At 55.0% G+C, this 24,917-nt stretch carries 25 protein-coding genes; 16 read left to right on the forward strand and 9 right to left on the reverse strand.

Annotated elements, in window-relative coordinates:
• Positions 1-168 precede the first annotated feature (168 nt).
• On the reverse strand, positions 169-1,020 hold the full coding sequence (locus WN53_RS16385) for a PA4780 family RIO1-like protein kinase (protein ID WP_021805181.1): 852 nt from the start codon (positions 1,018-1,020) through the stop codon (positions 169-171).
• A 123-nt stretch (positions 1,021-1,143) separates the two neighbouring features.
• Positions 1,144-2,634 (reverse strand): alpha-amylase, encoded by a 1,491-nt coding sequence (gene amyA / locus WN53_RS16390; RefSeq protein WP_024485341.1) that lies wholly within the window; start codon positions 2,632-2,634, stop codon positions 1,144-1,146.
• 247 nt (positions 2,635-2,881) lie between these two features.
• Here amyA and WN53_RS16395 point away from each other — a divergent pair, with 247 nt between their 5' ends.
• Complete coding sequence (locus tag WN53_RS16395; RefSeq protein WP_046808110.1) at positions 2,882-4,180, forward strand: SLC13 family permease; 1,299 nt, start codon at positions 2,882-2,884, stop codon at positions 4,178-4,180.
• A gap of 113 nt (positions 4,181-4,293) precedes the next feature.
• Here the strand turns inward: WN53_RS16395 and bhsA are convergent, their stop codons facing one another.
• A complete protein-coding gene (bhsA, locus tag WN53_RS16400; protein WP_024485340.1) occupies positions 4,294-4,551 on the reverse strand; it encodes a multiple stress resistance protein BhsA in 258 nt (85 codons plus the stop codon).
• Positions 4,552-4,984: 433 nt separating this feature from the next.
• Here bhsA and WN53_RS16405 point away from each other — a divergent pair, with 433 nt between their 5' ends.
• A complete protein-coding gene (locus WN53_RS16405) occupies positions 4,985-5,632 on the forward strand; it encodes a TetR/AcrR family transcriptional regulator (RefSeq protein WP_024485339.1) in 648 nt (215 codons plus the stop codon).
• Positions 5,633-5,711: 79 nt separating this feature from the next.
• Here WN53_RS16405 and WN53_RS16410 read toward each other — a convergent pair whose 3' ends face one another.
• Positions 5,712-6,152: an acetyltransferase gene (locus WN53_RS16410; RefSeq protein WP_037412657.1), complete on the reverse strand. Its 441-nt coding sequence runs from the start codon at positions 6,150-6,152 to the stop codon at positions 5,712-5,714.
• 107 nt (positions 6,153-6,259) lie between these two features.
• Between WN53_RS16410 and WN53_RS16415 the strand changes: the two genes are divergently transcribed.
• The 4 genes from WN53_RS16415 to trpS all read left to right on the forward strand — a co-directional run bounded on the left by WN53_RS16415 (position 6,260) and on the right by trpS (position 10,159).
• Positions 6,260-7,144, forward strand: a complete 885-nt coding sequence (locus WN53_RS16415) for an oxygenase MpaB family protein (protein ID WP_024485337.1) — start codon at positions 6,260-6,262, stop codon at positions 7,142-7,144.
• A 126-nt stretch (positions 7,145-7,270) separates the two neighbouring features.
• Complete coding sequence (locus WN53_RS16420) at positions 7,271-8,374, forward strand: suppressor of fused domain protein (RefSeq protein ID WP_024485336.1); 1,104 nt, start codon at positions 7,271-7,273, stop codon at positions 8,372-8,374.
• Positions 8,375-8,420: 46 nt separating this feature from the next.
• Entirely contained in the window at positions 8,421-8,948 is a 528-nt protein-coding gene (locus WN53_RS16425; protein ID WP_024485335.1) for a cysteine hydrolase family protein, read from the forward strand.
• 203 nt (positions 8,949-9,151) lie between these two features.
• Positions 9,152-10,159, forward strand: coding sequence for a tryptophan--tRNA ligase (gene trpS, locus WN53_RS16430; protein WP_046808111.1), 1,008 nt, complete (start codon positions 9,152-9,154; stop codon positions 10,157-10,159).
• Positions 10,160-10,195: 36 nt separating this feature from the next.
• Here trpS and WN53_RS16435 read toward each other — a convergent pair whose 3' ends face one another.
• Positions 10,196-11,425 carry an MFS transporter gene (locus tag WN53_RS16435; protein WP_390901751.1) on the reverse strand — a complete coding sequence of 410 codons (1,230 nt, stop codon included), beginning with the start codon at positions 11,423-11,425 and terminating at the stop codon, positions 10,196-10,198.
• Positions 11,426-11,764: 339 nt separating this feature from the next.
• Positions 11,765-12,670: a GntR family transcriptional regulator gene (locus WN53_RS16440; RefSeq protein WP_024485333.1), complete on the reverse strand. Its 906-nt coding sequence runs from the start codon at positions 12,668-12,670 to the stop codon at positions 11,765-11,767.
• 149 nt (positions 12,671-12,819) lie between these two features.
• Here WN53_RS16440 and WN53_RS16445 point away from each other — a divergent pair, with 149 nt between their 5' ends.
• From WN53_RS16445 to WN53_RS16480, 8 genes are all read left to right on the forward strand, one after another.
• On the forward strand, positions 12,820-13,845 hold the full coding sequence (locus tag WN53_RS16445) for a zinc-binding alcohol dehydrogenase family protein (RefSeq protein ID WP_046808113.1): 1,026 nt from the start codon (positions 12,820-12,822) through the stop codon (positions 13,843-13,845).
• Between the two features lie 70 nt (positions 13,846-13,915).
• Positions 13,916-15,373, forward strand: a complete 1,458-nt coding sequence (locus WN53_RS16450; RefSeq protein ID WP_046808114.1) for a tagaturonate reductase — start codon at positions 13,916-13,918, stop codon at positions 15,371-15,373.
• A 146-nt stretch (positions 15,374-15,519) separates the two neighbouring features.
• On the forward strand, positions 15,520-16,353 hold the full coding sequence (gene phnC / locus WN53_RS16455) for a phosphonate ABC transporter ATP-binding protein (protein ID WP_024487078.1): 834 nt from the start codon (positions 15,520-15,522) through the stop codon (positions 16,351-16,353).
• A gap of 37 nt (positions 16,354-16,390) precedes the next feature.
• Positions 16,391-17,323, forward strand: a complete 933-nt coding sequence (gene phnD / locus WN53_RS16460) for a phosphonate ABC transporter substrate-binding protein (RefSeq protein ID WP_046808115.1) — start codon at positions 16,391-16,393, stop codon at positions 17,321-17,323.
• Positions 17,324-17,678: 355 nt separating this feature from the next.
• The gene (phnE, locus tag WN53_RS16465) at positions 17,679-18,542 is read left to right on the forward strand and encodes a phosphonate ABC transporter, permease protein PhnE (protein ID WP_024486430.1); all 864 of its coding nucleotides are present in this window, start codon (positions 17,679-17,681) and stop codon (positions 18,540-18,542) included.
• On the forward strand, positions 18,542-19,429 hold the full coding sequence (gene phnE, locus WN53_RS16470; protein WP_024486429.1) for a phosphonate ABC transporter, permease protein PhnE: 888 nt from the start codon (positions 18,542-18,544) through the stop codon (positions 19,427-19,429). Before phnE (WN53_RS16465) ends, phnE (WN53_RS16470) begins: the two co-directional genes overlap by 1 nt.
• A gap of 130 nt (positions 19,430-19,559) precedes the next feature.
• Positions 19,560-20,024: a YehS family protein gene (locus WN53_RS16475; protein WP_024486428.1), complete on the forward strand. Its 465-nt coding sequence runs from the start codon at positions 19,560-19,562 to the stop codon at positions 20,022-20,024.
• Between the two features lie 134 nt (positions 20,025-20,158).
• Positions 20,159-21,097, forward strand: a complete 939-nt coding sequence (locus WN53_RS16480) for a cation diffusion facilitator family transporter (RefSeq protein ID WP_024486427.1) — start codon at positions 20,159-20,161, stop codon at positions 21,095-21,097.
• Here the strand turns inward: WN53_RS16480 and WN53_RS16485 are convergent.
• A complete protein-coding gene (locus WN53_RS16485) occupies positions 21,092-21,637 on the reverse strand; it encodes a GNAT family N-acetyltransferase (protein ID WP_235167049.1) in 546 nt (181 codons plus the stop codon). The genes WN53_RS16480 and WN53_RS16485 overlap by 6 nt on opposite strands.
• Complete coding sequence (gene sseA / locus WN53_RS16490) at positions 21,618-22,478, reverse strand: 3-mercaptopyruvate sulfurtransferase (RefSeq protein WP_024486425.1); 861 nt, start codon at positions 22,476-22,478, stop codon at positions 21,618-21,620. Before sseA ends, WN53_RS16485 begins: the two co-directional genes overlap by 20 nt.
• Before the next feature lie 94 nt (positions 22,479-22,572).
• Between sseA and WN53_RS16495 the strand changes: the two genes are divergently transcribed.
• Complete coding sequence (locus WN53_RS16495; RefSeq protein ID WP_024486424.1) at positions 22,573-22,995, forward strand: NUDIX hydrolase; 423 nt, start codon at positions 22,573-22,575, stop codon at positions 22,993-22,995.
• Here the strand turns inward: WN53_RS16495 and WN53_RS16500 are convergent.
• Positions 22,966-23,478, reverse strand: a complete 513-nt coding sequence (locus tag WN53_RS16500) for a 2-thiouracil desulfurase family protein (protein ID WP_024486423.1) — start codon at positions 23,476-23,478, stop codon at positions 22,966-22,968. The two genes, WN53_RS16495 and WN53_RS16500, sit on opposite strands and share 30 nt — an antisense overlap.
• Before the next feature lie 256 nt (positions 23,479-23,734).
• On the opposite strand from WN53_RS16500, the gene WN53_RS16505 reads away from it, so the two are divergent.
• Positions 23,735-24,865, forward strand: a complete 1,131-nt coding sequence (locus tag WN53_RS16505) for a Gfo/Idh/MocA family protein (RefSeq protein WP_024486422.1) — start codon at positions 23,735-23,737, stop codon at positions 24,863-24,865.
• Positions 24,866-24,917: the final 52 nt, after the last annotated feature.

The following is a 24,917-nucleotide window of genomic DNA, read 5'->3' on the forward strand; positions in this document are numbered from 1 at the left end:
GGAGCTGATTCGGCGTTGTCGTCAGGTACCGCGAACCAGCTATTTCACTGCAACAGAGAGCTGATTTAGTGCCGTGATTAGGTAAATTTCTATACTGATAGCGAACTCGATCGGTCCCCTCTCCCTGTGGGAGAGGGTTAGGGTGAGGGGTCATTTTGATGCTGGATCTCAATCTTCTTCTTCGTTACGCGCCATCAGTTGCCGCTGGTGCTCATCGCTGGCCGCCTGGATCTCTTCCAGCACCGAGTCAACGTCGGCCCGCTTGCTGGTTTCAACAAATTTACCGGTCAACTCCGTCTCCGGCGTCAGGTTGCCTTCCTGGTACAGCGCCCAAATCTCTTTGGCATACTTGCTGCCCAGCAGCTGCGGCGCATACTGGCCGTAGTAGTGAGTCATATTGTTGATATCGCGTTCAAACATGCTTTTGGCATGGTTGTTGGCGGCGGCATCTACCACCTGCGGCAAATCGATAATCACCGGCCCGTCTTTATCCATCAGCACGTTGAACTCTGACAGATCGCCGTGAACCAGCCCAACACAGAGCATGCGCACGGCATAGTTCATCATCAAGGCATGATCGTTCAACGCCTGTTCCGGCGTTAACGTGACGTCACTCAGGCGTGGGGCTACCAGACCTTCTTCATCGGTGATCAGCTCCATCAGTAATACACCGTCCAGGCAGATATCCGGCTGTGGCACACGTACGCCGGCCTTGGCCAGCAGGTATAGCGCGTCCACTTCGGTATTCTGCCAGGCCTCTTCCTGCTGTTGGCGGCCAAATTTGGAGCCTTTACTCATGGCGCGGGCGTCGCGGCTATTGCGCACCTTGCGGCCTTCCTGGTAGTTCACGGCCTGCTTGAAGTTGCGTTTATCGGCTTCTTTGTACACTTTGGCGCAGCGGATCTCTTTACCGCAACGCACGATAAATACGTCGGCTTCTTTGCCACTTTTCAAACGGCGGATGACGTCGTCGATTAAACCATCATCTACCAATGGCTGGAGTCGTTTTGGAATTTTCATGCAGCCTTGTACCCTATTTAGGCTCCGCTGTGAATATTTGCTTATGGTCTTAATGAAAAATCGGACCAAAAAGGCAAAAATGGGTTTTGCCGCCGGGGTGGTACATTGCCTCCCCGGAGGACCTTACTCTGCTTCGGCCATGACCCAGACGCTAACGCTGCCGCCGTTGACCGGGAAGGCGGCGTTACCGTGCTCATCTGTCATAATATCGTCCTCGCGGTTGCCGAGGAAGTCACGCCAGGATTTATGCGCAAAATTTTCGCCCAGCGCGACGGTTTTACTGCTTTCAGCCCCGTTGGTCATCACCACCACGCAACCGGGTTGCTCGGCAGTGCCACTGCGGCTGAAGGCGATGCAGTGCGGATCGTCAAAATAGTCGTGTTGTTCGCCGTTAGCAAAGCGTTGACGCGCCTGGATCAGCTTCTCCAGTTCGGCAATCACCGGCATGTCAATCTGGTATTGCTGGCCGTCATCGCCTTGATCGCTATAACTGGCACCGTACAGATCCGGGTAAAACAGGCAAGGAACGCCTTGTTCACGCAGCAGGATCAGGGCGTAGGCCAGCGGTTTGAACCAGGGTTCGACCGGCGCTTCAAGCGATTGCAACGGCTGAGTGTCATGGTTTGCCACCAGAGTTACCGCATGGGCAGGGTCGACGGCGACCAGCGTATCGGTAAACAGCTGCGACATATCGTAACCATCGCCCTGTTTTGACGCCAGATGGAATTTCAGCTGTAGCGGCACGTCGAACAGCATCACCTTACCATCGACCAGTGTTAAATACTGTTGTAATGCCGCCAGATCGTGTGACCAGTATTCGGCCACGATAAACAGATCGCGCTGTGCCGCATCGCGCACGTGATCTGCCCAGTCTTTAAAGAACCAGGCTGGGATATGTTTGGTGGCATCCAACCGGAACCCGTCGCAAGGCAGGATTTCCATCAACCAGCGTGCCCAGTATTTTAGCTCCTCGACGACGGCCTGGTTACGGAACTCCACGTTGGCGCCCATCAAATAGTCAAAGTTGCCGTTTTCGTCGTCAACCTGATCGCTCCAACCCTCTTCGCCATGGTCATTGGCTATCTTGAAGATGCCTTTGTCATCCGGTTGCTCGATATAATCGACGCCGCTAAAGCAGGTATAGTCCCAGATAAATTTGGAATAGGCCCCTTGCCGCCCTGGGAAGGTAAAGCGAGTGTAGGCCAGCGCGTCGATGCCAACCTCTGCGATATCGTTACGGTTATCTTCATCGACCTTATAGACGTGCACCTGCTCTTTTTCATCGGCGCCGATCTTGTGGTTGAACACCACGTCATAGATCACCCGGATCTGGTGTTCGCGCAGGCTATTAACGGCCTGCGTCAACGCCTCTTTGTCGCCGTATTTGGTGGCGCGGGTGCCTTTTTGATCAAACTCCCCCAGATCGAACAGATCGTAGCTGTCATACCCCACCGAATAGCCACCAGCAGCCCCTTTATAGGCTGGTGGCAGCCATAGATCGGTTACTCCTAGCTCGGCCAGGGCGGGGGCACGTTCGGTGACCTCCTGCCATAGCTTGCCGCCATCCGGGTAGTACCAATGGAAAAACTGTAACAGCGTGGTCTTTTTCGTCATCAGTCAGTACCCCGGTTCGTCAGTAAACGTGTGCCAAATGCTCGGCCCCTCTAAGCATGGGCCACTTTTGGCAAAAGGGAAAATAGCTGGCGCTAGCCTGCAAGCAGAGTAGCCTCTTGGCGCGGGGAGAGTATGGCCGATTTGGCCGCCGCCCGTGAACTGTGAGCCGTTTCACCGTTCGGGCGTTTCCGTTATGTGAAGATATAACCAGTTGATAACAAAAAACTAACGATGACAGGGAGAAGGGATGATGGATTACCCGATGGGCGTTTCCGCGCTGGTGACTTTGGTGGTGATCGCCTTATGGGCAACGTCGCGTTTGCCGGAGTATCTGGTTGCGCTGCTGTTTTTTGCTGCGGTGATGGTGTTACAGCTAGCGCCGACGGCAGTGGTGTTTTCCGGGTTTGCCTCATCGGCATTCTGGCTGGTATTGAGCGGCTTTGTGCTGGGGACGGCCATTCGTTCTACGGGGCTGGCCGATCGGCTGGCCAACCGTATTCTGCCGCTACTGGCTGGCTCCTGGCCACGATTGGTGGGCGGAGTAGTGGCCATCAGCTATGCGCTGGCCTTTGTCATGCCGTCGAATATGGGGCGTATTACCCTGCTGATGCCGATCATCATGGCGTTAGCCGAACGTGCCGGGTTGGCGGAAGGATCGCGTGGCCGCTATGGCCTGGCGTTGGCGGTAGGGTTTGGTACCTTCCAACTTTCCGCCAGCATTCTGCCTGCCAACGTACCTAATCTGGTGATGAGCGGGGCGGCAGAAAGCGCCTATGGTATTCACTTCACCTACCTGTCTTATCTGCTGCTGCATGCGCCGATCCTGGGGCTGGCAAAAGGCGCGTTGCTGACGTTATGCATCTGCTGGCTGTTCCGCGCCAAACCGCAGCCGGTGGAAAAAACCTCCGAGCAGAGTGCACTTAGCGTAGCGGAATGGCGGTTGATCGCGCTGCTACTGATCACGGTGCTGTTGTGGATCACCGATAGTTGGCACGGCATCGCTCCCGCCTGGGTAGGGCTGGCTGCCGCCTGCGTTTGCCTGTTGCCGCGTATTGGTTTCCTGACGGGGGAGCAGTTTGCAGCCGGTGTCAACATCCGCACCTGTCTCTATGTGGCGGGGATCCTTGGGTTGACGGCTTTGGTGAGCCACTCCGGGTTGGGGGATTGGTTAGGCAGTGCGTTGCTGAACGTCATACCGCAAACACAGGATCGGCCATTTACCGCTTTTGGCCTGTTGATCGGTATTACGACGCTGTTGAATTTTGTTGTGACGGCCAATGGCGTACCCGCGCTGTTCACGCCGCTGGCACAGGTTCTGTCAGAGGGGAGTGGCTTGCCGCTAACCACGGTATTGATGACGCAGGTGATTGGCTATGCCACGCCGCTGCTGCCGTATCAGGCATCACCGATTGTGGTGGCAATGGGGATGGGGAAAGTTCCGCCGCGTGAAGGACTGAAACTGTGTCTGCTGCTGGCCTTGTTAACCTTTGGGCTGTTGGTACCGTTGGATTATCTATGGTTCGGGCTATTGGGCTGGTTTGGCTGAGGGGTAAATAGCAAAAGGCGGCACCAAGGCCGCCTGATACTGCAAACATTCTCCCACCGGCTCAAAACGTAGGGGCGCTGCATGCTGCGCCCTTCCGGCCGACGAGTTTATGATTAGTTATAGATAATCGCGGTGCCGTGCAGTTTGTTACTGCCGGTGGTTGCGATGATCTGGAAGGATTTGGCGCCAGCTGCATCCGCTTTAGCCGCCAGTTTATTTTCCAGTGATGTCAGGTCAGAAGCGCCACTCACGGTGATCACGCCTGATTGTTGCAGATCGGTGGGTTGGCTGCTGACCAACTCTGCGGCGAAGCTACCGAAAGATACAGAAGCTAGTGCGATGGCGGCGACGGTCATTTTCAGGTTTTTCATGATTTGGTTTCCTATCTCTACATGAGCAATAAAGTTTTGGTGTTATCCCGTTTAATTACTTAACGGTCGATAACTTAATGGTAGGCTCCTGCCCGAACGATTGCAAATGTTTTTTTATTGGTCGTTAATTAATTCGTGCTATCCCGCTCAAGCCGCGGGCCGATGGGGAAGGGATGTTAAGATAGGATTTTAAATTAACTTGTTGTTATTTAATCTGAATTCTAATGTTTTCTCGTATTTTTCGTCATCCTGTAGCAAGACGCAACCCGGATTGAACGCCGTTTTTTGCCCGGCAGGGGGCGTCATTGGACACATTGCTTACCGATCGCTAATTAAAAGTTGCTCGCTTATCATCGGCGGCGTACTATTTTTTATACCGATCGATAATTTAATGATTGTGCCCGCGTTGGGCCACCGGGAAAGTGAGGGGTCTATGAGTATCAATAATGAAGACGCATGCGCGAAGAAATCACGCGGCAGGCCGAAGCAGTTTGATCGCGATCAGGCCGTTGAGCAGGCGCTTGAGCTGTTCTGGCGCCATGGCTATGAATCCACCTCGTTGGCCGATCTGGTGGAAGCGACCGGGGCTAAAGCGCCTACGCTGTATGCGGAGTTTGGTAACAAAGAGGGGCTGTTTCGCGCCGCGGTTGAGCGCTATCTGAGCCGCTACGTAGAATGTTACAACCGCCTGCTGGCCCAGGAGTTACCGATCGCCGACATCGTCGAAGCCTATTTGCGCACCTCGGCAGAGGTGTTCACCGATCCGGAAAACCCTGCTGGTTGTTTTATGGTATGCGCCAACGCAGCCTTGTCCGACTCTTCAAACGATCTGGCCGAGATGCTGCGCAACAAGCATTTTGCGCAGGAAACCAGCCTGAAAGCCTGCTTTGACCGCAAGGTACAACAGGGGGAGTTGCTGGCAAAAACGGATACAGGATTATTGGCGAAGTACATTATTTGCATGATTGCCGGAATGTCCGCCCAGGCGCGTGAAGGGGCCAGCCGTGAAGATCTGTTGCGGTTGCTGGATACCACCATGATGGTATGGCCGCGTTTGAGCCAGGTGGGCAATAAAGTTTGATCGGGGCTGTTGAAAGCCCAACAGGCTGAAAACAAGGGGCGCAGCATGCGGCGCCCCTACGTTCGGACATGTGTGATTGCTAGCCATTAAGCATCATATGCAGTAATGGGAAAGGCTTGCCTTGGCCATCCAGCTCGCTGCGGCCCGTCACCACAAAACCGTAATGCTGATAAAACGCCAATGCCTGCGGATTCTGCTCATTGACGTCCAGCAGCAGTTCCTGATGCATGGACTCAACCTCGGCCAGCAGGGCCTTGCCAATACCTTCGCCACGCCGATCGGCGTCAATAAACAGCATTTCCACTTTGTTGCCATCCAGGCCGATAAAACCACATAGCTGCCCGGCAGCATCTTCGGCCACCCAGACGTGAACCGCCGGGAGATAGTCGTTGAGGATCAGCGGATACAGGCGCGCAATATCCTCTTCGGCCAGGAAGTGATGGGTGGCGCGCACCGAACGCTGCCAGATTTCTACTAGCTGCACGTTATCCGCAGCCACACGCGTTCTTATCGTTATCATCGACATTCCCAATCTATTGTCATTGTTCGTCAAGCTATCCACATAGCGAGTTGAGCAGTCTCAGCCCCTCACTATGATAAACTGCGCCATAGGCCGTGGACAGGGGGATGGAAGTGATACGCGCAGCGATAGAGAAACAGGTGCTCAGCCTGACCGGGCTGGCACTCGGCGGGATTGACTTTGAAAATCCAGCTGGCGATCCGGGGCTGTTTGGCCCGCAGTCGGTCACCTGGCAAGTGCATGGTGACTTCACCTCCATGCTTTGCGGCGGCGTCAGTGCGCTGCTGTTGCAGATGCTGCACCCGTTGGCTTTGGCGGGCGTGTGGGATCATTCCAACTTCCGCGAGGATATGCTGGGCCGCCTGCGTCGTACCAGCCAGTTTATCTCTGTCACCACGTTTGGCCCCAGTGCAGAGGCGCAACGCCTGATCGACAAAGTCAAAGCCATCCATTTACAGGTCAACGGCACCGATAATAACGGCCAGCCTTATGCCGCCAGCGATCCGCATCTGCTCACCTGGGTCCATGTCGCCGAAAGCAGTCGTTTCCTGGCCTCGCACCTGCGTTACCGCAATCCGCATCTGTCCCTTGTTCAACAGGATACCTATTACCGTGAAGCGGCTCTCGTCGCGGAAGCCTTGGGCGCGCGCGATGTCCCAAAATCCTGTGCAGCGGTTGACGATTATCTGCAACAGATGCGCCCGCAGTTGGTTTGCGATGAACGCACGCTGGAAGTGGCGCGCATTCTGCTGGCGGCCCCGCCTCCCAGCGCGCTGGCCCGGCCATTCGGCGCATTGGTGATGCAGGCAGGGATCGATCTGTTGCCGGACTGGGCGCAGCAACAGTTGGGATTTACCCCTGGAGCGACCCGGCGGCGGTGCGTGCGTATTGGCGTTGGCGGTGTTGGGCGGGTGCTGCGCTCTTCGGTACGCAATGGCTCCTACCATCGGGCGATGCGGCGCATGAATAAGAGCGCATCAGCGCAATGTTAGCCAGCGCGGCCACTTTTGAGACTATTGCCCGTGATCCCGATTGACGATGCGTTCTACACTGGCCCAGAGAAATATTCTATTTTTAGCGTACAGCCTATTTGTGCGCCAGCAACTCCTTGAGGTGATATGAACGAGTCAAACGTACTTGCTGAAGTGAATAACGAGAATCAAACGCTGGTCGCGGTGGTTCAGCAAGATAGCCGGGCCGCCTATTTTTATATCTACCCAACGGAAGAGTACAGTGAACGTTTTCAGGTGCGTGCCTGTTGGCTGCGCAACCTGGCTACGGCTCCGCAGCAGGAAGATCGCGCCGCTATGGAAGCCGGTCTTCCCCCAATGTTGGCGGCCGAGTTTTGCCGTAATCTGGAAGGCGAAGCGCCATTGGATCCCGCTGGGCTGATGGTGATCTGGACGGAAAGCGACGACGGGGCTGCCCTGTGGTATCACGGGCAACTGCTAGCAGTGATCCCCGGCTGGAGTTTATACATCGATCACTCGGTCTGCTATTCGGCAAGCTGCATCAAAGAGAATCCATTGGCCTATCCGCTGGGCTCCGCATCCACCAATACGCAATATGCGCTGGCGGAAAATACCCGGCAGTTCTGGCGTAGCTGGCAGCGGGAAGAGGGTAATCCCTGGCCAAAAATGCAGAGCGATTACCAGGCACAGTACGAACAACACTTTGGCCCTTCGGTGAAGTATTACGCTATCGATCAGGGCAAATGGCCGCCGATGGCCATCACCCAGCATGAGCGCGACGGGGTTTACTATTTCCTGACCATGGGGGCCAGCATCCGGCCAATGCCGTGGGTAGAGATTCTGTTCAACGACGATGCCGCCAGGTTCCGCCGGATGGAGATGGCAATCGCCATCGATGGGCAGTATATGACCGAAGAGAATGCGGTGCAGATGGCCAGCGCATTAGCGGGATTTGCCCATGTGCCCTGGGCGAACATCACCTGGTTTGGCGAAGGGCATACGCTGGCGTCGGCGGTAGCTCCGCAGGGTTATGAAGGCTATGTGCTCTCTTCGTCATTTTATCCCTACAGTGAGCACTTGGTATTGCCTAAACAATATGGTGATACGGTGAATATTTTCTGGGCCAGCCCGGTGTTTGCCACCGAGCGGGAATTGGCTCAGGCCACGCCCAACGGTGGTCACGATTTGGTAAAAATGCTGCGTGAACAGGGGGTCGATCATATCTTCCGCCCGCGTCAGCCTCTCGTTTAACGAGGGCGGGGTATTGTCTATTTAATGATCGCTTTTGGAGCCAGCTATGAAGTCAGCGTTGTTAGTTATCGATGTGCAGCAGGGCCTGTTTAATCCCCCACCGGCAGAGGCCGAGCAGGTGCTTACGCGGATTAATCAACTGAGTGAACGTGCCCGGCAAGCTGGCGCACCGGTGATTTTTATTCAGCATCAGACGGCTCATGAAGAGCTGTCAGCAGGCAGCGCAGCCTGGCAGATCCATTCGGAGCTGCAGGTGCAGGCAGGGGATCATCGGGTTGATAAAACCACGCCGGATTCCTTTTTATGCACCAATCTGGGCAAGCTGCTGATTGCCGAAGGGGTCACACAACTGGTGATCTGCGGCTATTCCACGGAATACTGCGTCGATACCACCACCCGCCGGGCCGCTGGCCTGGGTTACCCGGTGGTGCTGGCGGCAGATGCACATACCAGCCATGACAAACCCCACGCCAGTGGGCTACAGATCCGTACTCACCATAATGCCACCTTGTCGAGTATCGAAAGTTTTGGTGTAGCGATCCGCGCCGTGCCTACAGCTGAAGTGAGTTTCTGAGCCGGATGTCGCTCTTGACGCGGTTCTGAGCGGGGTGTAACGTAGCCGAATGAATATCTTCCCGCAGTTCACATCTTGTTTTAGCTGGTGGCGCCTTTTCTAAGGGCGGCACGGGTATTCATCCCTCTTTTTTAATGCCGCCGGTTTTGGCGGCATTTTTATAGCGTTGATCCGGCGGTCTGTATACTTCCAGGAGCAAGGCTATGAGTTACACCATTCTGACTGGCGATCGCGCCACCGGTTCACTGCATTTGGGTCATTACGTCGGTTCACTGCGCCAGCGCGTTGAGCTACAGCATCATCATCAGCAAACGGTGATGGTGGCCGATCTGCAAGGACTGACCGATAACGGCAGCAATCCGCAAAAAATCAGTGCCAACGTGCTAAACGTGGTGGCCGACTATCTGGCGGTGGGGATCGATCCTGCCAAGACCACGCTGTGCCTGCAATCGGCGCTTCCGGCGCTGGCAGAACTGACGATGTATTACCTCAATCTGGTCACCGTTGCCCGCCTGGAACGTAACCCTACGGTGAAAAGCGAAATCATCGAAAAAGACTTTTCACGCAGCCTGCCTGCCGGATTCCTGATTTACCCGGTCAGCCAAGCGGCGGATATCACCGCTTTTGGGGCGACTCACGTGCCGGTCGGCGAAGATCAGTTGCCAATGCTGGAGCAAACCAACGAGATTGTCCGGCGCTTTAACCGCATCGTCGATCGCGAGGTGTTGGTGGAGTGCCAGCCGTTGCTGAGCCGCGTGGGTCGGCTGCCGGGGCTGGACGGGCAGGGCAAGATGTCGAAATCACGCGGCAATACCATCATGCTGGGGGCCAGCGCTGACGAAGTGCATAAGGCGGTGATGAGTATGTTTACCGATCCCAACCACCTGAACGTCAGCGACCCCGGACAGGTGGAAGGCAATATGGTGTTCACCTATCTGGACGCGTTTTGCGAGGATGCGGCGTTGGTGGCACAGCTGAAGGATCACTATCGTCAGGGCGGGTTAGGTGACGTGAAGATTAAACGGTTGCTGGAAGATTGCCTGCAAACGCTGCTGGAGCCTATCCGCACCCGGCGGGCCGAGTACAGCGCCGATAAGGGCGAGCTAATGCGCATCCTGAGAGAAGGTAGCCAGCGGGCTAATCAGGTGACCCAGGGCACCTTGGCACAGGTCAAATCCGCGCTGGGTCTGGATTTTTTTGCCTTGGATTGAGTATCCCTCTCCGGTTGGAGAGGGAAAGTCTGACGATCAAGCCGCGCTGTCGGTGATCGGGTGTTTGACGATAAACACGTAGGACAGCGCCCCGATCAGGGTAACGCAGGAACAAATGGTCAGTGCCAGGCTGAATGAGTTGGTAGTATCCAGGATCCAGCCGGTGATCACCGGGGCAAACGAAGCGAACACAAAGCTGGCAAAGTTTTGAATGCTGCCCACCGAGGCGGTCATACGGGAAGTGACCGCCACGTGGATCAGCCCCCAGCAGGAGGTACCGGCAAAGTGGATACAGAACAACGCCATACTGATTAACGCCACCGCACTGGTGGTGGTGGTGGCTTGTGCCACGACGGAGGTAAAACCTGCGGAAAGCAGCATACCGGCGACGATACAGATTTTACGGCTCTTGAGCGGAGCCATGCCGCGGCGCACCAGGAAGTCGGTGACAAAGCCGTTTGACAGCATGCCCGCCGCCCCAAACAGGAACGGGATTGCCGCCAACATACCGGTACTTTTCAAATCCAGATGGTAGGTGGTCTGCAGGTAGCCCGGCAGCCAGGCCAGATACAGCCAGGCGGTGTAGTTGATGCCGCTAAAGCCAATCATCATCCCCCACATGGTGCGGTTTTTGAACAGCGACCGCCATTCCTTGAAGTTCATCGGCTCACGGCGTGCGCTGACGCTACCGGCGTTGAGATAGCTTTGCTCCTGTTCGCTGAGCTTGATGTCTTCGCGGTTGCGATACAGCATGTACCATGCAATGGACAGGACAATGCCCAGTAAACCAATGGTGATGAACATCCCGCGCCAGCCTAACAACAGCATCATGGCGGTGAGGATGGGTGGGCTGATGGCTAACCCGATGGTGGAGGCTGAGTTAAAGATCCCCATCGGCATGCCGCGATCTTTGATGTTGAACCAATCGTTGATGACTTTCACGCCGCAAGGGTTCATTGGCGCTTCGCCGATCCCCAGGCCGATACGCACCCAGATAAACTGGGTAAAGTTGTGGATCATGCCAGACATCGTCTGGAACGCAGACCAGATAAACATTCCCAGACCCAGCATGATACGCGGGCCTTTGCGATCCAGCAGCGGTCCACAGGGTAATTGGGCAATCCCATAGGCCAGCGAAAAGGCGGAAAGTAGCAGGCCGATCTCGGTACCGCTCAACCCCATTTCTTCACGAATGGTGGAGTTGGCGACGGACAGAGAACTGCGATCCAGAAAATTAATCACGGCAGCAAAAAATAACAGGATCATTGCCGTATTCTGGATTTTTTTAATTTTTTCAGAGCGCTCTACTATGCCGCCCTTGGGTATAGGATTAATGCTATCTGAATAACTGTCCGCCGGTTCTTTTCCAGTGCTCACGGTGGTTATCTTTTCCATCACTCGCCTCTATATTCCGTATTAATAATAGTTATTCTTCCGGGGCATGGCCCTGGTTCGGTGTTAACAACGGTATGTCTTTCGGCAGTGAGCCTAGGCGGCGAAAATGTTTCCTGGTGCTTTTTTTAATCGGTTCCGTGCGGCGGTTACGATTTTGCTGTTTTTAATCGGTTTTAAATCCCGTTTTCTTCGGTTTTTTATCAATAAAAATCAGCCAGCATCCTGTTTGATAGAACGGATCATCGACTGTTTGGCGGTATCAAGATGGCGGTGCAGCTCACGGGCGGCCTCCTGATCGCTGCGGCAGATCAGGGCGCTTAAAATGGCCATATGCTCTTCAATCGCAATAATATTTCTTTGCTTCAGATCGGTTTCATCCCATTGATAGTGGAAGTGAAAAATCACCGAAATGATTTCCAGCGACTGATTGAAAAACGGGTTGTTGGCAGCCGACAGGATCAGGGTATGGAAGTCACGATCCAACTGGGAAAATAATCGATAATTGTCGCTGATGGTGTCGCGCAGCTCGCGATGGCGGTTTAACAACTCTTTGGCCTGCAACCAGCGGCTATCCTGTGCGGGCAGGTTGATAAAGCGTGATAGCGCGTGGGTTTCCAGCATTTGACGGAGTTCAAATAGCTGCTCGGCATAGTTCTGATCAAACTTTTTCATGCTCCATTGGCCGCGTCGTACGTTGTCGATAAGGTCAAAGCGGCTGAAGCGCAGCAGGAATTCCCGCACCACTACCGGGCTGACGTTAACCGCGCGTGAAAGTTGCAATTCGGTGAACGAATCCCCCGCGCGCAGCTGCTTTTGGTTAATCATCTGATAGAACGCTTTCTCAAACAGCTTGCCTTGCTCGTCCAGTGAGTGGCTCATGCATTCAAAACCGTCTTCTGCCAGCGGCATGCGCAGGATCACATAATCATCATTGACCTTCTCCAGTACCCCGCGTTGATGCAGGTGCGTGAGCGTATGGCGCACCGTGGTGCGGCTGATGTTATACATTTCTGCCAGCCCCGCCTGGGAAGGCAGCGGTGAGCGGATATGGCCCTTGATGATGCCGTCGATCATCTGATTAACCACGTTCTGGCGGAGGTTTTGCGTTCTGCTCATGAGATCCCTCTGTGGGTTTAGCTGTTTTTTAAGCATTTAAAACCCATTTAAACCGGTTTAATTTGTGCTGACTCACAAATTCTCCACATCAGCTCAATACGCCTGTTCTTTTTGCGGGATAACAGCGCCACATCACAGGAGGAGGGATCATGACCACAATGAATACGCTAGTTTGTCTGGAGCCGACCCGGCTGGTTTACCAACAAAGGCCGGTACCGCAGCCTGCGCAGGACGAAGCGGTACTAAAAATACTGACGGTAGGCATTTGCGGTACCGATATCCACGCCTGGTCTGGTCAGCAACCCTTCTTCAGCTACCCGCGGGTGCTGGGGCATGAAATATGCGGCGAGATTGTCAGCGTCGGTAGCCAGGTTAGTGAATTGCGCGTCGGGCAGCGTGTGGCGGTGATCCCTTATGTTTCCTGTCATCACTGCGGAGCATGCACCAGCGGCAGACCCAATTGCTGCGAAAATATCTCGGTGATTGGCGTGCATCAAGACGGCGGTTTTAGCGAGTTTTTAAGCGTGCCGGTGAGTAACCTGCTGGCCGTGGATGATGTGGAGCCCCAAGCGGCGGCGCTGATTGAACCATTTTCTATCAGTGCTCACGCCGTACGCCGAGCGGCCATTGAGCAGGGCGATCATCTATTGGTGGTAGGAGCAGGGCCGATTGGCCTAGGGGTTGCGGCTATCGCCAAGGCGGACGGGGCAACCGTGATCGTGGCCGATACCAGCGCAGAGCGCCGAAGTCATGTGGAAAAAATGCTTGGGCTGACCACGTTAGATCCATCGGACGACGGTTTTGACGCGGCCTTAAGAGCCCAGTTTTCCGGCATGTTGGCGGCAAAAATCATTGATGCCACCGGCAATCAGCATGCGATGAACCATAGCGTCAACCTGATCCGCCATGGTGGCAGCATTACGTTTGTCGGCTTGTTCAAGGGCGATCTGCAGTTCTCCGATCCGGAATTCCATAAAAAGGAAACCACCATGATGGGGAGCCGCAATGCGACCAAAGAAGACTTTATCAAGGTTGGGCGCTTAATGGCTGCCGGAAAAATAACAGCCGGGATGATGCTTTCCCATCAATTCGAGTTTTCCACGCTGGCAGATATTTATGAAGCGGAAGTAATTAATAATAAGCAGCTGATTAAAGGCGTGATTCATTTTAATTAACTTGATTACTCCCCAGGTCTTGCCGAGAGTAATTTACGACCTGGGGGATCACCGGATGCAAGGAGCAATAATGAAACAACTTAATCGTAGCGAATTTCCTGGCGCGCAATATCCCGATCGCATTATCCAATTCGGTGAAGGTAATTTCTTGCGCGCCTTTGTCGATTGGCAAATCGACCTGCTAAACCAGCATACCGGGTTGAATGCTGGCGTGGTGGTAGTGCGGCCAATTGACAGCCAGCAGCCGCCTTCGCTTAATACTCAGGATGGCTTGTATACCACCATTATCCGTGGGCTGAATGAGCAGGGGGAAGCGGTTTGCGAGCCGCGCCTGATCCGTTCGGTCAACCGGGAAATCAACGTTTATCACCAGTACGACAGCTATCTGGCATTGGCACGGGATCCGGCGATCCGCTTCGTGTTCTCCAACACCACCGAGGCGGGGATCAGTTATTTACCAGACGATAAGTTCACCGACGCTCCGGCGGCCAGCTTCCCGGCCAAGCTGACGCGGTTGCTGTTTGAGCGTTTCAGCCATTTTGACGGTGCCGCAGACAAGGGCTGGGTACTGCTGCCGTGTGAGCTGATCGATTACAACGGCGAAGCGCTGAAAGAGTACGTGTTGCGCTATACACAACAGTGGCAGTTACCGCAGGCGTTTACCGATTGGCTGAACGACTGCAACACCTTCTGCTCAACGCTGGTCGATCGTATCGTCACGGGCTACCCACGCGATGAAGTAGATCAGTGGCAACAGCAGTTGGGTTATCAAGATAGCTTCCTCGACACGGCGGAACATTTCTACCTGTTTGTGATCCAGGGCCCGCAGTGGCTGGCGCAAGAGCTGCATCTGGATAAGTTGGATCTGAATGTCCACATCGTCGATGACATCAAACCTTATAAAGAACGCAAGGTAGCGATCCTCAATGGGGCGCATACGGCACTGGTGCCGGTGGCATTCCTGGCCGGTTTGAATACCGTGGGCGAGGCCATGAGCGATGAGCAGATCGGCGGCTATGTGGCGAACACCATTGCCGAAGAGATTATGCCGGTGCTCGATCTGCCGCAGGAAGAGTTACGGCCATTTGCCGAAGCGGTACAGAACCGTTTCCGTAACCCGTTTATTCAGCATCAGTTGCTGTCGATTGCGCTGAACGGCATGACCAAATTCCGCACGCGTATTTTGCCGCAGTTGCTGGCTGGCCAACAGAAAAATGCCGCGCTGCCGAAACGGCTGACCTTTGCCTTGGCCGCGTTGTTGGCCTTCTATCGTGGCGAACGACAGGCGGGTAGCTATGCATTACAGGATGACGCCCATTGGCTGACGAGGTTCGCAACGCTGTGGGCTGGAGTGGAACATCACGACCTGACGCTCGCGGCGTTGGTAGAAAGCGTGCTGGCAGATGAAGCGCACTGGGGGCAAAATCTCAATGCCGTTCCTGGGCTGACTGTTGCCGTGACCACCGATCTGCAAGCCATTCTTGACCACGGGATGCGTGCGGCATTGAGCGAAATAGAACGCCGATAAAACCTCTACTCGCTTATTTTAATCCTGCCAATCACGGGAAATGGCGTTGAACGTCATTTCCCGGCCATAAAACCATCATCTGCGTGTCATACAGTTATTCGTTAATAGGTGCCCATAAGATTAGCCACTGAAATCAGAGAAATCATATGGCGCAGGCACTGTTAAAACTGGCACCGACCGACTATCCAGGGCAGCAACCGATCCCGTTACGCAAGGTATTAGCGGTAAAAGGGCTGGGTAAGGCTTATCAATCTCAGCAACGCGTCCTCGACGACATCAATTTTGATCTGCACGCCGGGGAGTTTGTGGCGGTAATAGGCCGCTCCGGGGCCGGCAAATCAACCCTGCTGCATACGCTGAACGGCACCATTCCTTCCAGCTGTGGCGAGATGCTGCATTTTGAGGACGATGGGGTTGCACAGGATATCGCGCAGCTCTCAGCCCGCCAGATGCGCCAGTGGCGTGCCCGCTGTGGCATGATCTTCCAGGACTTTTGCCTGGTTCCCCGATTGGATGTGATCACCAACGTGCTGCTTGGCCGCCTCAGCCACACCTCAACGCTGAAATCCTTCTTCAAAGTGTTCGACGATGCCGATCGTGCGCGGGCCATCGAGCTACTGCAATGGCTGAATATGCTGCCACATGCGCTGCAACGTGCCGAAAATCTGTCCGGCGGCCAAATGCAGCGCGTCGCCATCTGCCGCGCGCTGATGCAAAACCCCAAAATTCTGCTGGCCGATGAGCCGGTTGCCTCGCTCGATCCGAAAAACACCCGCCGCATTATGGATGCGCTACAGAAAGTCAGCGAGAACGATATCGCGGTGATGGTGAACCTGCACTCGGTCGAACTGGTGAGGGAATACTGCACCCGGGTGATTGGCATCGCCCAGGGCAAAATCATTTTCGACGGCCACCCGTCGCAGCTTAATGAACGTGTTTTGCAGCAGCTGTATGGCGAAGAAGCCAATCAGATCCATTAATCACTTGAACGTCACCTTTACACACAGGGCATGCGCAATGAAAAAAGTATTCACACTGACCACCATGATGGCCGGCGTAATGATGGTATTTACTGCAGGTGCAGCGGATGCGCCGAAAGAGTTGAACCTGGGGATCCTGGGTGGACAGAACGCCACCCAACAGATTGGTGATAACCAGTGTGTGAAAGATTTTCTCGATAAAGAGCTGAACGTAGACACCAAGCTGCGTAACTCTTCCGACTACTCTGGCGTGATCCAGGGCCTGCTCGGGGGCAAGATCGATCTGGTGTTAAGCATGTCGCCTTCGTCGTTTGCTTCGGTGTATATCAAGGATCCCAAGGCGGTCGATCTGGTGGGGATCGCGGTGGATGATACCGATCAGTCACGCGGTTATCACTCGGTGGTGGTGGTGAAAGCCGACAGCCCTTACAAAAAGCTGGAAGATCTGAAAGGCAAATCCTTCGGCTTTGCGGATCCGGATTCGACCTCCGGTTTCCTGGTGCCAAACCAGGTGTTCAAGAAGCAGTTTGGCGGCACGCCGGATAACAAATACAACAACTTCTTCTCCAGTGTCACCTTCTCTGGTGGCCATGAGCAGGACGTACTCGGCGTGTTGAACGGCCAGTTTGAAGGCGCGGTCACCTGGGCCTCGATGATTGGCGATTACAACACCGGCTATACCAGCGGAGCCTTCAATCGGATGATCCGTATGGATCATCCGGATTTGATGAAGCAGATCCGCATTATCTGGCAGTCGCCGCTGATCCCTAATGGCCCGATCCTGGTGAGCAACTCCCTGCCTGCGGATTTCAAAGCCAAGGTGGTCACCGCCATCAAGAAGCTGGATACCGACAACCATCAGTGCTTTATCAAGGCGATGGGCGGCAAGCAGCACATTGGCGAGGTCACGCTGGCGGAATACCAGACCATTATCGATATGAAGCGTGAGCTGACCAAGGGCGATCGCTAAGGCGGCTTCGTTCCCGGTCCTCACCCTAACCCTCTCCCACAGGGAGAGGGGACCGATCGAGCTTGTTGATTGCTCTGCGCAATACCTTGCCTTTCTGGTTTTTACTCCCTACTTTCCGGAGTAGTGGGGGCTAACCAAGCGCTCCGGGCCGCTCCCTCTCCCTGTGGGAGAGGGTAGGGGTGAGGGGAATGTCATATCTGAACCTGCGCCTTCTACTTCGAAGAGAGTTGCGTAGGAATGGGCCCAAGACCGAACTCTGTACCTGATGGCAACACTGCATCAGCTCCCTCTCCCTGTGGGAGAGGGTTGGGGTGAGGGGACAATACTCTCCACTACAAGAAGATGGAAAGCGATTTTGAATACCGACTTTGCACACTACTACCAACGGATCCGCAGTAAGCAGAAGCGTGAAACCCTGCTCTGGTCGCTCGGGCTGGTAGCGCTTTATCTTGGCGCAGGCAATATTGCCGAGTTCAACCTGCATACCGTCTGGGTGTCGATCCCCCATTTCTTTGACTATCTGGCAGAAACCATCCCGGTGCTGCACTGGCCGCTGCTGTTCGCCGACGGTCATACCGAAGGCTCCTTCGCCTATTGGGGCTACCGGTTACATATCCAATTACCGCTGATCTGGGAAACCTTACAACTGGCGCTGGCGGCGACCATTCTTTCCGTGCTGGTGGCAGGCGGGCTGGCCTTTTTGGCGGCCAATAACACCCACAGCCCGGCGACGTTGCGCTTTGCCATCCGCACGCTGGTGGCGTTCCTGCGTACCATGCCGGAGCTGGCCTGGGCGGTGATGTTTGTGATGGCGTTTGGCATCGGTGCCATTCCCGGTTTTATGGCGTTGGCGCTACACACCATCGGCAGCCTGACCAAGCTGTTCTATGAATCGATCGAAACCGCCTCCAACAAGCCGGTGCGCGGGCTGGCCGCCTGTGGGGCCACGCCGTTACAGCGCATGCGTTTTGGCCTGTGGCCGCAGGTCAAACCGATCTTCCTGTCCTACAGCTTTATGCGACTGGAGATCAACTTCCGCCAGTCGACCATCCTCGGCCTGGTAGGAGCAGGCGGAATTGGTCAGGAGCTGATGACCAATATCAAACTCGACCGTTACGATCAGGTCAGCATGACGCTGCTGCTGATTATCGTGGTGGTTTCGCTGCTGGATTACGCCTCCGGTGAATTACGTAAACGCGTTGTCGAGGGGAAAGCCTAATGTCCGTTCAGCCGATCTCTGCCACCAATCTGCAGCAACTCAAGCAGCAGAACCCGGAAATCTTCTCACGCCAAGGGCGCTATCTGCGTACCCTAGGCATGATTACCGTGGCGATTGTGTTGTATTACGTCTTCTTCTTCCTGGTGTGTGGCATTTCCTGGCCGCAGTTTGCCAACGGTTGCCAACAGATTAGCCGCTACTTTATGCGCATGTTTGTCTGGCATGACTTTGCCAACTGGCCGTTTGGCTATTATTTCCAACAGATCTTTATCACTCTGGCGATCGTGTTTGCTGGCACTATTACGGCAACGCTGCTCGCTTTACCGCTGTCGTTTCTTGCCGCGCGCAACGTAATGTCCTCGCCTGTGCTACGGCCAATTGCGACGCTGGTTCGCCGCCTGTTGGATATTCTGCGGGGGATTGATATGGCTATCTGGGGTCTGATTTTTGTGCGTGCCGTGGGCATGGGGCCGCTGGCCGGGGTGTTGGCCATCGTGATGCAGGATATCGGCCTGCTTGGCAAGCTGTATGCCGAAGGCCACGAAGCGGTGGATAAATCTCCCAGTCGTGGGCTGACGGCGGTGGGCGCTAATGGGCTGCAAAAACACCGTTATGGCATTTTCACCCAATCCTTCCCGACCTTCCTGGCGCTGAGCCTGTACCAGATTGAGTCCAATACCCGTTCGGCGGCGGTGCTCGGTTTTGTCGGCGCTGGGGGGATCGGCCTGGTCTATGCCGAGAACATGCGGCTGTGGAACTGGGACGTCGTGATGTTTATCACCCTGATCCTGGTGGTGATCGTGATGCTGATGGACAAGATCTCCGCCATCCTGCGTAACAAATATATCGTTGGTGAAGAAATTCCGCTTTACCCGAAAAATCATTAACCTCTGCGGGTAAACCCTGGTTTGCCCGTGGAAATTCCATTGAGAAACCCCCGCCGGATCCCTATACTGCCGCCATGCAAGGTGTGCAGCGCTGCACGCCTCTCCTGATTGACAAGCGAAAGGCTATTCCATGATTAACAATGATGTGCTGCGCAGCGTGCGCTACATGCTGGCTATTAATGACTCGAAGATGGTAGAAATCGTCAAGCTGGACGGTTTTGACGTCGATGTCGCAGCCATGGGGACCTACATGATCAAGGAAGGCGAGCCGGGTTTTGCCAACTGCCCCGACGAAGTGATGGCCCATTTCCTCAATGGCCTGGTGTTCTTCAAGCGTGGCAAAGACGATAAATTCCCGGCGCCGGCGGTAGAGCTGCCGATCACCAACAACCTGGTGCTGAAAAAGCTGCGTGTGGCGTTTGAACTGAAAGATGTCGATCTGCACCAGATTTTTACCGCGGTGGAATTCCGTATCTCCAAGCCTGAGCTGAGCGCGCTGTTCCGCAAAGAAGGCACCAAAAACTACCGCCCATGTGGCGATCAGATGCTGCGCTACTTCCTGAAAGGGCTGACCCAGCGCATCCGCGGCGCATAATCCCGCGTAGCAAGGCATCAGGCGCCCTCATTAAGGGCGCTTTTTTTGTGTACCCTGCATTTGTCGATCATACTCAGTACGATGTCACTTTGCGGCAGTACATGTCCGAACTTTCCGACTGAAATAAGGGAATTATGACGACAGCACCCACGACGTTGCCACCAGTGTTAACCAGCACGGCAATAGAACAAAAAATCCTGCGCAGGTCGATCTTCTGCACGCTGTTTATCGCCAGTGCCGGGATCGTGTTCGGGATTGTCTGCGGTTCCATGTCGATCGTGTTTGACGGTATGTTCTCGGCGTTGGATGCGGGCATGTGTTCATTATCCTTGCTGGTATCCCGCCTGCTGGGGCAACCCCATAGCCGCCGTTTTCAGTATGGGTTCTGGCATGTCGAACCGCTGGTGCTGGCATTTAACGGCAGTTTACTGACGTTGTTGTGTCTGTATGCCTTTGTGAATGCCGTCAAAGGGATTGCCGACGGAGGGCGCGAACTCGAGCTGGGCTGGGCGATTGTCTATGCCGTTACCGTCAGCGTTTTCTGCTTCACTCTCTATGTTAAGCAAACCCGGCTGAATAAGCAGGTTAAATCGGAACTGATCGCGCTGGATAACAAAAGCTGGCTGATGTCGGCCTGCATCAGTTCGGCGCTATTGGTGGCTTTTATTCTTTCCTGGCTAATGGAAGGAACCCGTTATGAATACCTCAACGTCTATGCCGACCCCTTTGCGTTGGCACTGTTGACGCTGGTATTGATCCCGGTGCCGATCAAAACGGTAAAATCTGCCATTCAGGAGGTGCTGCAGATGACGCCGGACAGCCTGGATGCCAAGGTGGAAGCCATTATGGCTCAGTTGACGCTGGAGTATGGCTTCCTGGATTATTCCAATTACGCCACCCGCGTTGGCCGCGGGCTGTTTATTGAGATCCACATCGTGATCCCGCCAGAGATGGAACACAGCGGCGTGCACAAGCTGGATAAAATCCGTGACCAGATAGCCGACGCCATTGGTGAAGATAGCCCGCACCGCTGGCTGACCATCTCCTTTACCCATAACGCCAAGTGGCTATAGGTTTTTCGCCATCACCCACATGGCCACGGATTGGCTGACGCTGGTATAGCTTTCCTCACCCACGATCGCCATGCCTTGCCGCTGATAAAAGCGTTGGCCAGCCAAGTTGCTTTTCAGCACGTCCAGCCACAGGATGGATTGCCCTCTCTCAATGGCTCGTCGCTGTATTTCGGCATATAGCCGTTCCCCATAGCCGCGTCCGGCAAACTGCGGCAGGAAATAAATCTTCTGCAGCTCGGCCCCGAGGGTTGCGGTTGCTGCCTGCAGGCTGTCGAAATTAAGCTTGGCAAAGCCTACCGGCGTCTCCCCCTCATAGGCAAGCAGCCAGCAGGTATCGCGGTCTTGCAATGAGGGCTCCAACGCCTGTTCGGCAAAATCCTTGCTCAGAAACGCCTGCAACTCCTGCTGGTTTTGCCAAAGTTCAGCAAAGTGAGCGAGGTAGCTGGCAATCCCGATTTCCCGCACGGTCGCTAAATCAGCGGGCAACGCTTGACGGATCGTGAACACGATAGCCTCTTTGTTAGTGGTCAGTTGACTCATCTTGGGCGATCGGCTGCTTGCCGCTCAATGCACCCCATTCGCTCCAGGCACCGTCATAGAGTTTCACCTGCTTGGCACCCAGTGATTGCAGGCCAAAGGCCAGCACCGCGGCGGTGACGCCAGAACCACAGCTGACGATGGTGGGGGCGTTGATATCGACCCCTTTTTCATCGAAGGTTTTTTTCAGCGCTTCGAGTGATTTGAAACGCCCGTTCTCAAGCAGATCGCCATATGGAATATTGATGCTGCCCGGAATATGGCCACGGTGCAGGCCAGGGCGGGGTTCCGGGGCTTGGGCATAGAAACGTGGTGCGGCACGGGCGTCGAGGATTTGCCGCTGGTCGTTCATCGCCTGTTCCACCTGCTGCATATCCACCACCGCTTCGGCATTAAAGTGTGAGCGGAAGATGGCAGGGGTAGGCTGTGCGGGGCCGGTTTCCAAGGCGTTACCGCGTGATGTCCAACCTTGCAAACCTTCATCGAGCACGAATACATTTTGTGCACCGAAATTACGGAACGTCCACCAACCGCGTGGGGCAGAGAACTGATTGCCTCCATCATAGAAAACAATGGTCTGTTGGTCATTGATGCCCAGTTTACCTACGGCGGCGGCAAAGGCTTCTGCCGTGGGCAGCATATGCGGCAGCGTCGTATTTTTATCCGCGACGTCATCAATATCGAAATACACCGCACCGGGTATATGGCCCCGCTCAAATTCGGCCAACATGTCTTGCTTCGGCACCTGACCGACAGGTGCCATACGCACGTCAACCAGCGTCAGATTTTCATCGTTGATATGTTGCTCAAGCCATTGCGCGGTCACTAAAAAAGCAGAGTTCATGGTTATTGTTCGCCTGTCAGGACAAAGAAGGTTTTCACTATACCTCAACGATCTTGCATATTGGTATGCTGCGGTTTGAAAGGGGGCAGGGCAGATGATTGACCAAGACTTTGGCGGGGCGAAAATCGCCTTGCTGTACGGCGGCCAGGTGCTGGTTTACCTGCGCGATGACAACCCGGCAATCCCCTGGCCCGGCTGCTGGGACTTGCCCGGCGGCGGACGTGAAGGGGACGAAACCCCGGTGCAATGTGTGCAACGGGAAACCGAGGAGGAGTTCGGTATTCTATTGCCCGCCCGGCAAATTGTCTGGCAGCAGCGTTACGCCGGGATCAAGCCTGGCTCGCCGCCCACCTGGTTTATGGTAGGTGAAATCACTCTCGCACAGATTGCGGCGATCCGCTTCGGTAATGAAGGGCAGTGCTGGCAAATGATGCCTGCGGATGAATTTGTACGGCACCCGCAGGGCATTGCCCATCTGCGTCAGCGGTTAGCGGATCGTCTGGCCCAGCTCGACTAACCGGACACGCTCGATCAACGCGTCGACCTGATGCTCGGAAAATACTTCGATGCCATGTTGGCGTAGCAGCTCAGCGGTGACGCCGCTGCCGGGCTGGGTTTGACCGTTGAATGCACCGTTGTAAATGGTCTGGCTCCCGCAGGAAGGACTGCGATCGCTCAATAGGGCAAAACGGCAGCCATGCAGGCGAGCGGTATCCAGCGCCAGATGGGCACCCAACAGATACTGGTCGGTAACGTCGTTCCCTTGCGCGTCGATCACTCTGGCCTGGTTGGCTATCACCTCAGCGCCATTAGCAGCGGCCGCAATCTCTGCTGGCGGGCGCGGCGTGGAGAAACCTGCGGCCAATTCGGGGCAGCACACCACCAATCGCCCCTCCTTTTGCCACTGCTGTAAGGTGGTATCGATAACGGTTTTGCTGGAGGCGTTATAACGTACGTTGAAACCGGCCAGGCAGGCACTGAGCAAGATTTTCGGCGGCATGAGGTGTCTTCTGTTGAGGGGGCGAAAGTGTGGCATCAAGGCCCACACGCGCGGCTTTATAATAGCAGCGCGGTTTAGCTTAATACCAGCCGTACCTCCCCACTATTTTGCTAACCCTGTGTTCTTTATCCACCGCGTTTTATGAGGGCAGTCACGGATCCGTGGCAAAGTTGATTATCGGCTTGTTAATGAAATTTAAATTTCATATAAATACATAATGATTTTTATTTTCCAAAGATAGGCAAGGGAGAAAACGATGAAACAGGTGCGCGTTGGATTGATCGGTACCGGCTATATTGGCCGCTGTCATGCTATCGCCTATGCACAGGCTGGCACGGTGTTCCCGCTGAAAGGGGAGTTGGTGTTGGAGATGTTGGCGGAGGTCACACCCGAGCTGGCAGCCCTGCGCGCGGCGGAGTTTGGCTTCGTTCGTTCAACCGGTGACTGGCGCGAACTGGTGGCCGACCCTGCCATCGACGTGGTGGATATCTGTGCCCCGAACTTCCTGCATAAAGAGATGGCCCTGGCGGCAATTGCACAGGGCAAGCATGTTTATTCCGAGAAGCCGCTGGCGCTGAATGCGCAAGACGCCGCCGAGATGGTGCAGGCCGCGCGGGCCAAAGGGGTCAAAACCCTGGTTGGGTTCAACTATATGAAAAACCCAACCAGCCAGTTGGCACGGGAAATCATCGCTAACGGTGAAATTGGCGAGGTGGTGCATTTTTACGGTACGCATAATGAAGATTATCTGGCCGACCCGCGTACGCCGATCGACTGGCACTGCCGCAAAGCCACCGCTGGGTTGGGGGCGTTGGGCGATCTGGCGGCGCATATCGTGAACATGGCGCATTATCTGGTGGGGGATATTGTTGCGGTATCGGGCGATATGCAAACCCTGATCAAACAGCGGCCCGATCCGAACAACCCGGCCAAGATGTGCCAAGTTGAAAACGAAGATCAGGCCAGCGCGCTGGTGCGCTTTGCCAATGGCGCGATGGGCACCATAGAAACCTCACGCATTGCCTGCGGGCGCAAAATGGGTCTGACCTATGTGGTGACCGGCACCAAGGGCACCCTGAGTTTCACTCAGGAACGTATGGCCGAACTGAAACTGTATCGCCATGATGAACCGGCGGAGCGGCAGGGCTTCAAAACCATCATGGTAGGGCCAAAGCATCCGGATTATGCCGCATTCTGCATCAGCGCCGGGCATGGTATCGGCTTTAACGATCAGAAAACGGTGGAGATCCGCGATTTGGTCAATGGCATTGCAGCGGGTGATCGGATGTGGCCAGATTTTGAGGAAGGCTGGAAGGTATCCTGCGTGCTGGATGCGATTGCCGCCTCCGCCGAACAGCGCCGCTGGCTGGATATCAACCGCGATTGACTCTGTAACTTGCATAGGCGGCTAACGAAACTGCAACTGATGCGTTATCTGT

Source organism: Serratia fonticola, from assembly GCF_001006005.1.
Classification (GTDB): Bacteria; Pseudomonadota; Gammaproteobacteria; order Enterobacterales; family Enterobacteriaceae; genus Chania; species Chania fonticola.

Excerpts from the sequence above, each read along its gene's own strand:
- WN53_RS16450 (WP_046808114.1), top strand. The coding sequence starts at position 13,916 with ATGAAACAACTTAATCGTAGCGAATTTCCTGGCGCGCAATATCCCGAT.
- WN53_RS16385 (WP_021805181.1), bottom strand. The coding sequence starts at position 1,020 with ATGAAAATTCCAAAACGACTCCAGCCATTGGTAGATGATGGTTTAATC.
- WN53_RS16440 (WP_024485333.1), bottom strand. The coding sequence starts at position 12,670 with ATGAGCAGAACGCAAAACCTCCGCCAGAACGTGGTTAATCAGATGATC.
- WN53_RS16480 (WP_024486427.1), top strand. The coding sequence starts at position 20,159 with ATGACGACAGCACCCACGACGTTGCCACCAGTGTTAACCAGCACGGCA.
- sseA (WP_024486425.1), bottom strand. The coding sequence starts at position 22,478 with ATGAACTCTGCTTTTTTAGTGACCGCGCAATGGCTTGAGCAACATATC.
- WN53_RS16395 (WP_046808110.1), top strand. The coding sequence starts at position 2,882 with ATGATGGATTACCCGATGGGCGTTTCCGCGCTGGTGACTTTGGTGGTG.
- WN53_RS16500 (WP_024486423.1), bottom strand. The coding sequence starts at position 23,478 with ATGCCGCCGAAAATCTTGCTCAGTGCCTGCCTGGCCGGTTTCAACGTA.
- bhsA (WP_024485340.1), bottom strand. The coding sequence starts at position 4,551 with ATGAAAAACCTGAAAATGACCGTCGCCGCCATCGCACTAGCTTCTGTA.
- WN53_RS16475 (WP_024486428.1), top strand. The coding sequence starts at position 19,560 with ATGATTAACAATGATGTGCTGCGCAGCGTGCGCTACATGCTGGCTATT.
- amyA (WP_024485341.1), bottom strand. The coding sequence starts at position 2,634 with ATGACGAAAAAGACCACGCTGTTACAGTTTTTCCATTGGTACTACCCG.
- WN53_RS16410 (WP_037412657.1), bottom strand. The coding sequence starts at position 6,152 with ATGATAACGATAAGAACGCGTGTGGCTGCGGATAACGTGCAGCTAGTA.
- phnD (WP_046808115.1), top strand. The coding sequence starts at position 16,391 with ATGAAAAAAGTATTCACACTGACCACCATGATGGCCGGCGTAATGATG.
- phnE (WP_024486429.1), top strand. The coding sequence starts at position 18,542 with ATGTCCGTTCAGCCGATCTCTGCCACCAATCTGCAGCAACTCAAGCAG.
- WN53_RS16445 (WP_046808113.1), top strand. The coding sequence starts at position 12,820 with ATGACCACAATGAATACGCTAGTTTGTCTGGAGCCGACCCGGCTGGTT.
- WN53_RS16505 (WP_024486422.1), top strand. The coding sequence starts at position 23,735 with ATGAAACAGGTGCGCGTTGGATTGATCGGTACCGGCTATATTGGCCGC.
- trpS (WP_046808111.1), top strand. The coding sequence starts at position 9,152 with ATGAGTTACACCATTCTGACTGGCGATCGCGCCACCGGTTCACTGCAT.
- WN53_RS16405 (WP_024485339.1), top strand. The coding sequence starts at position 4,985 with ATGAGTATCAATAATGAAGACGCATGCGCGAAGAAATCACGCGGCAGG.
- WN53_RS16420 (WP_024485336.1), top strand. The coding sequence starts at position 7,271 with ATGAACGAGTCAAACGTACTTGCTGAAGTGAATAACGAGAATCAAACG.
- WN53_RS16495 (WP_024486424.1), top strand. The coding sequence starts at position 22,573 with ATGATTGACCAAGACTTTGGCGGGGCGAAAATCGCCTTGCTGTACGGC.
- WN53_RS16485 (WP_235167049.1), bottom strand. The coding sequence starts at position 21,637 with ATGAGTCAACTGACCACTAACAAAGAGGCTATCGTGTTCACGATCCGT.
- WN53_RS16435 (WP_390901751.1), bottom strand. The coding sequence starts at position 11,425 with ATGATCCTGTTATTTTTTGCTGCCGTGATTAATTTTCTGGATCGCAGT.
- WN53_RS16415 (WP_024485337.1), top strand. The coding sequence starts at position 6,260 with ATGGAAGTGATACGCGCAGCGATAGAGAAACAGGTGCTCAGCCTGACC.
- phnC (WP_024487078.1), top strand. The coding sequence starts at position 15,520 with ATGGCGCAGGCACTGTTAAAACTGGCACCGACCGACTATCCAGGGCAG.
- WN53_RS16425 (WP_024485335.1), top strand. The coding sequence starts at position 8,421 with ATGAAGTCAGCGTTGTTAGTTATCGATGTGCAGCAGGGCCTGTTTAAT.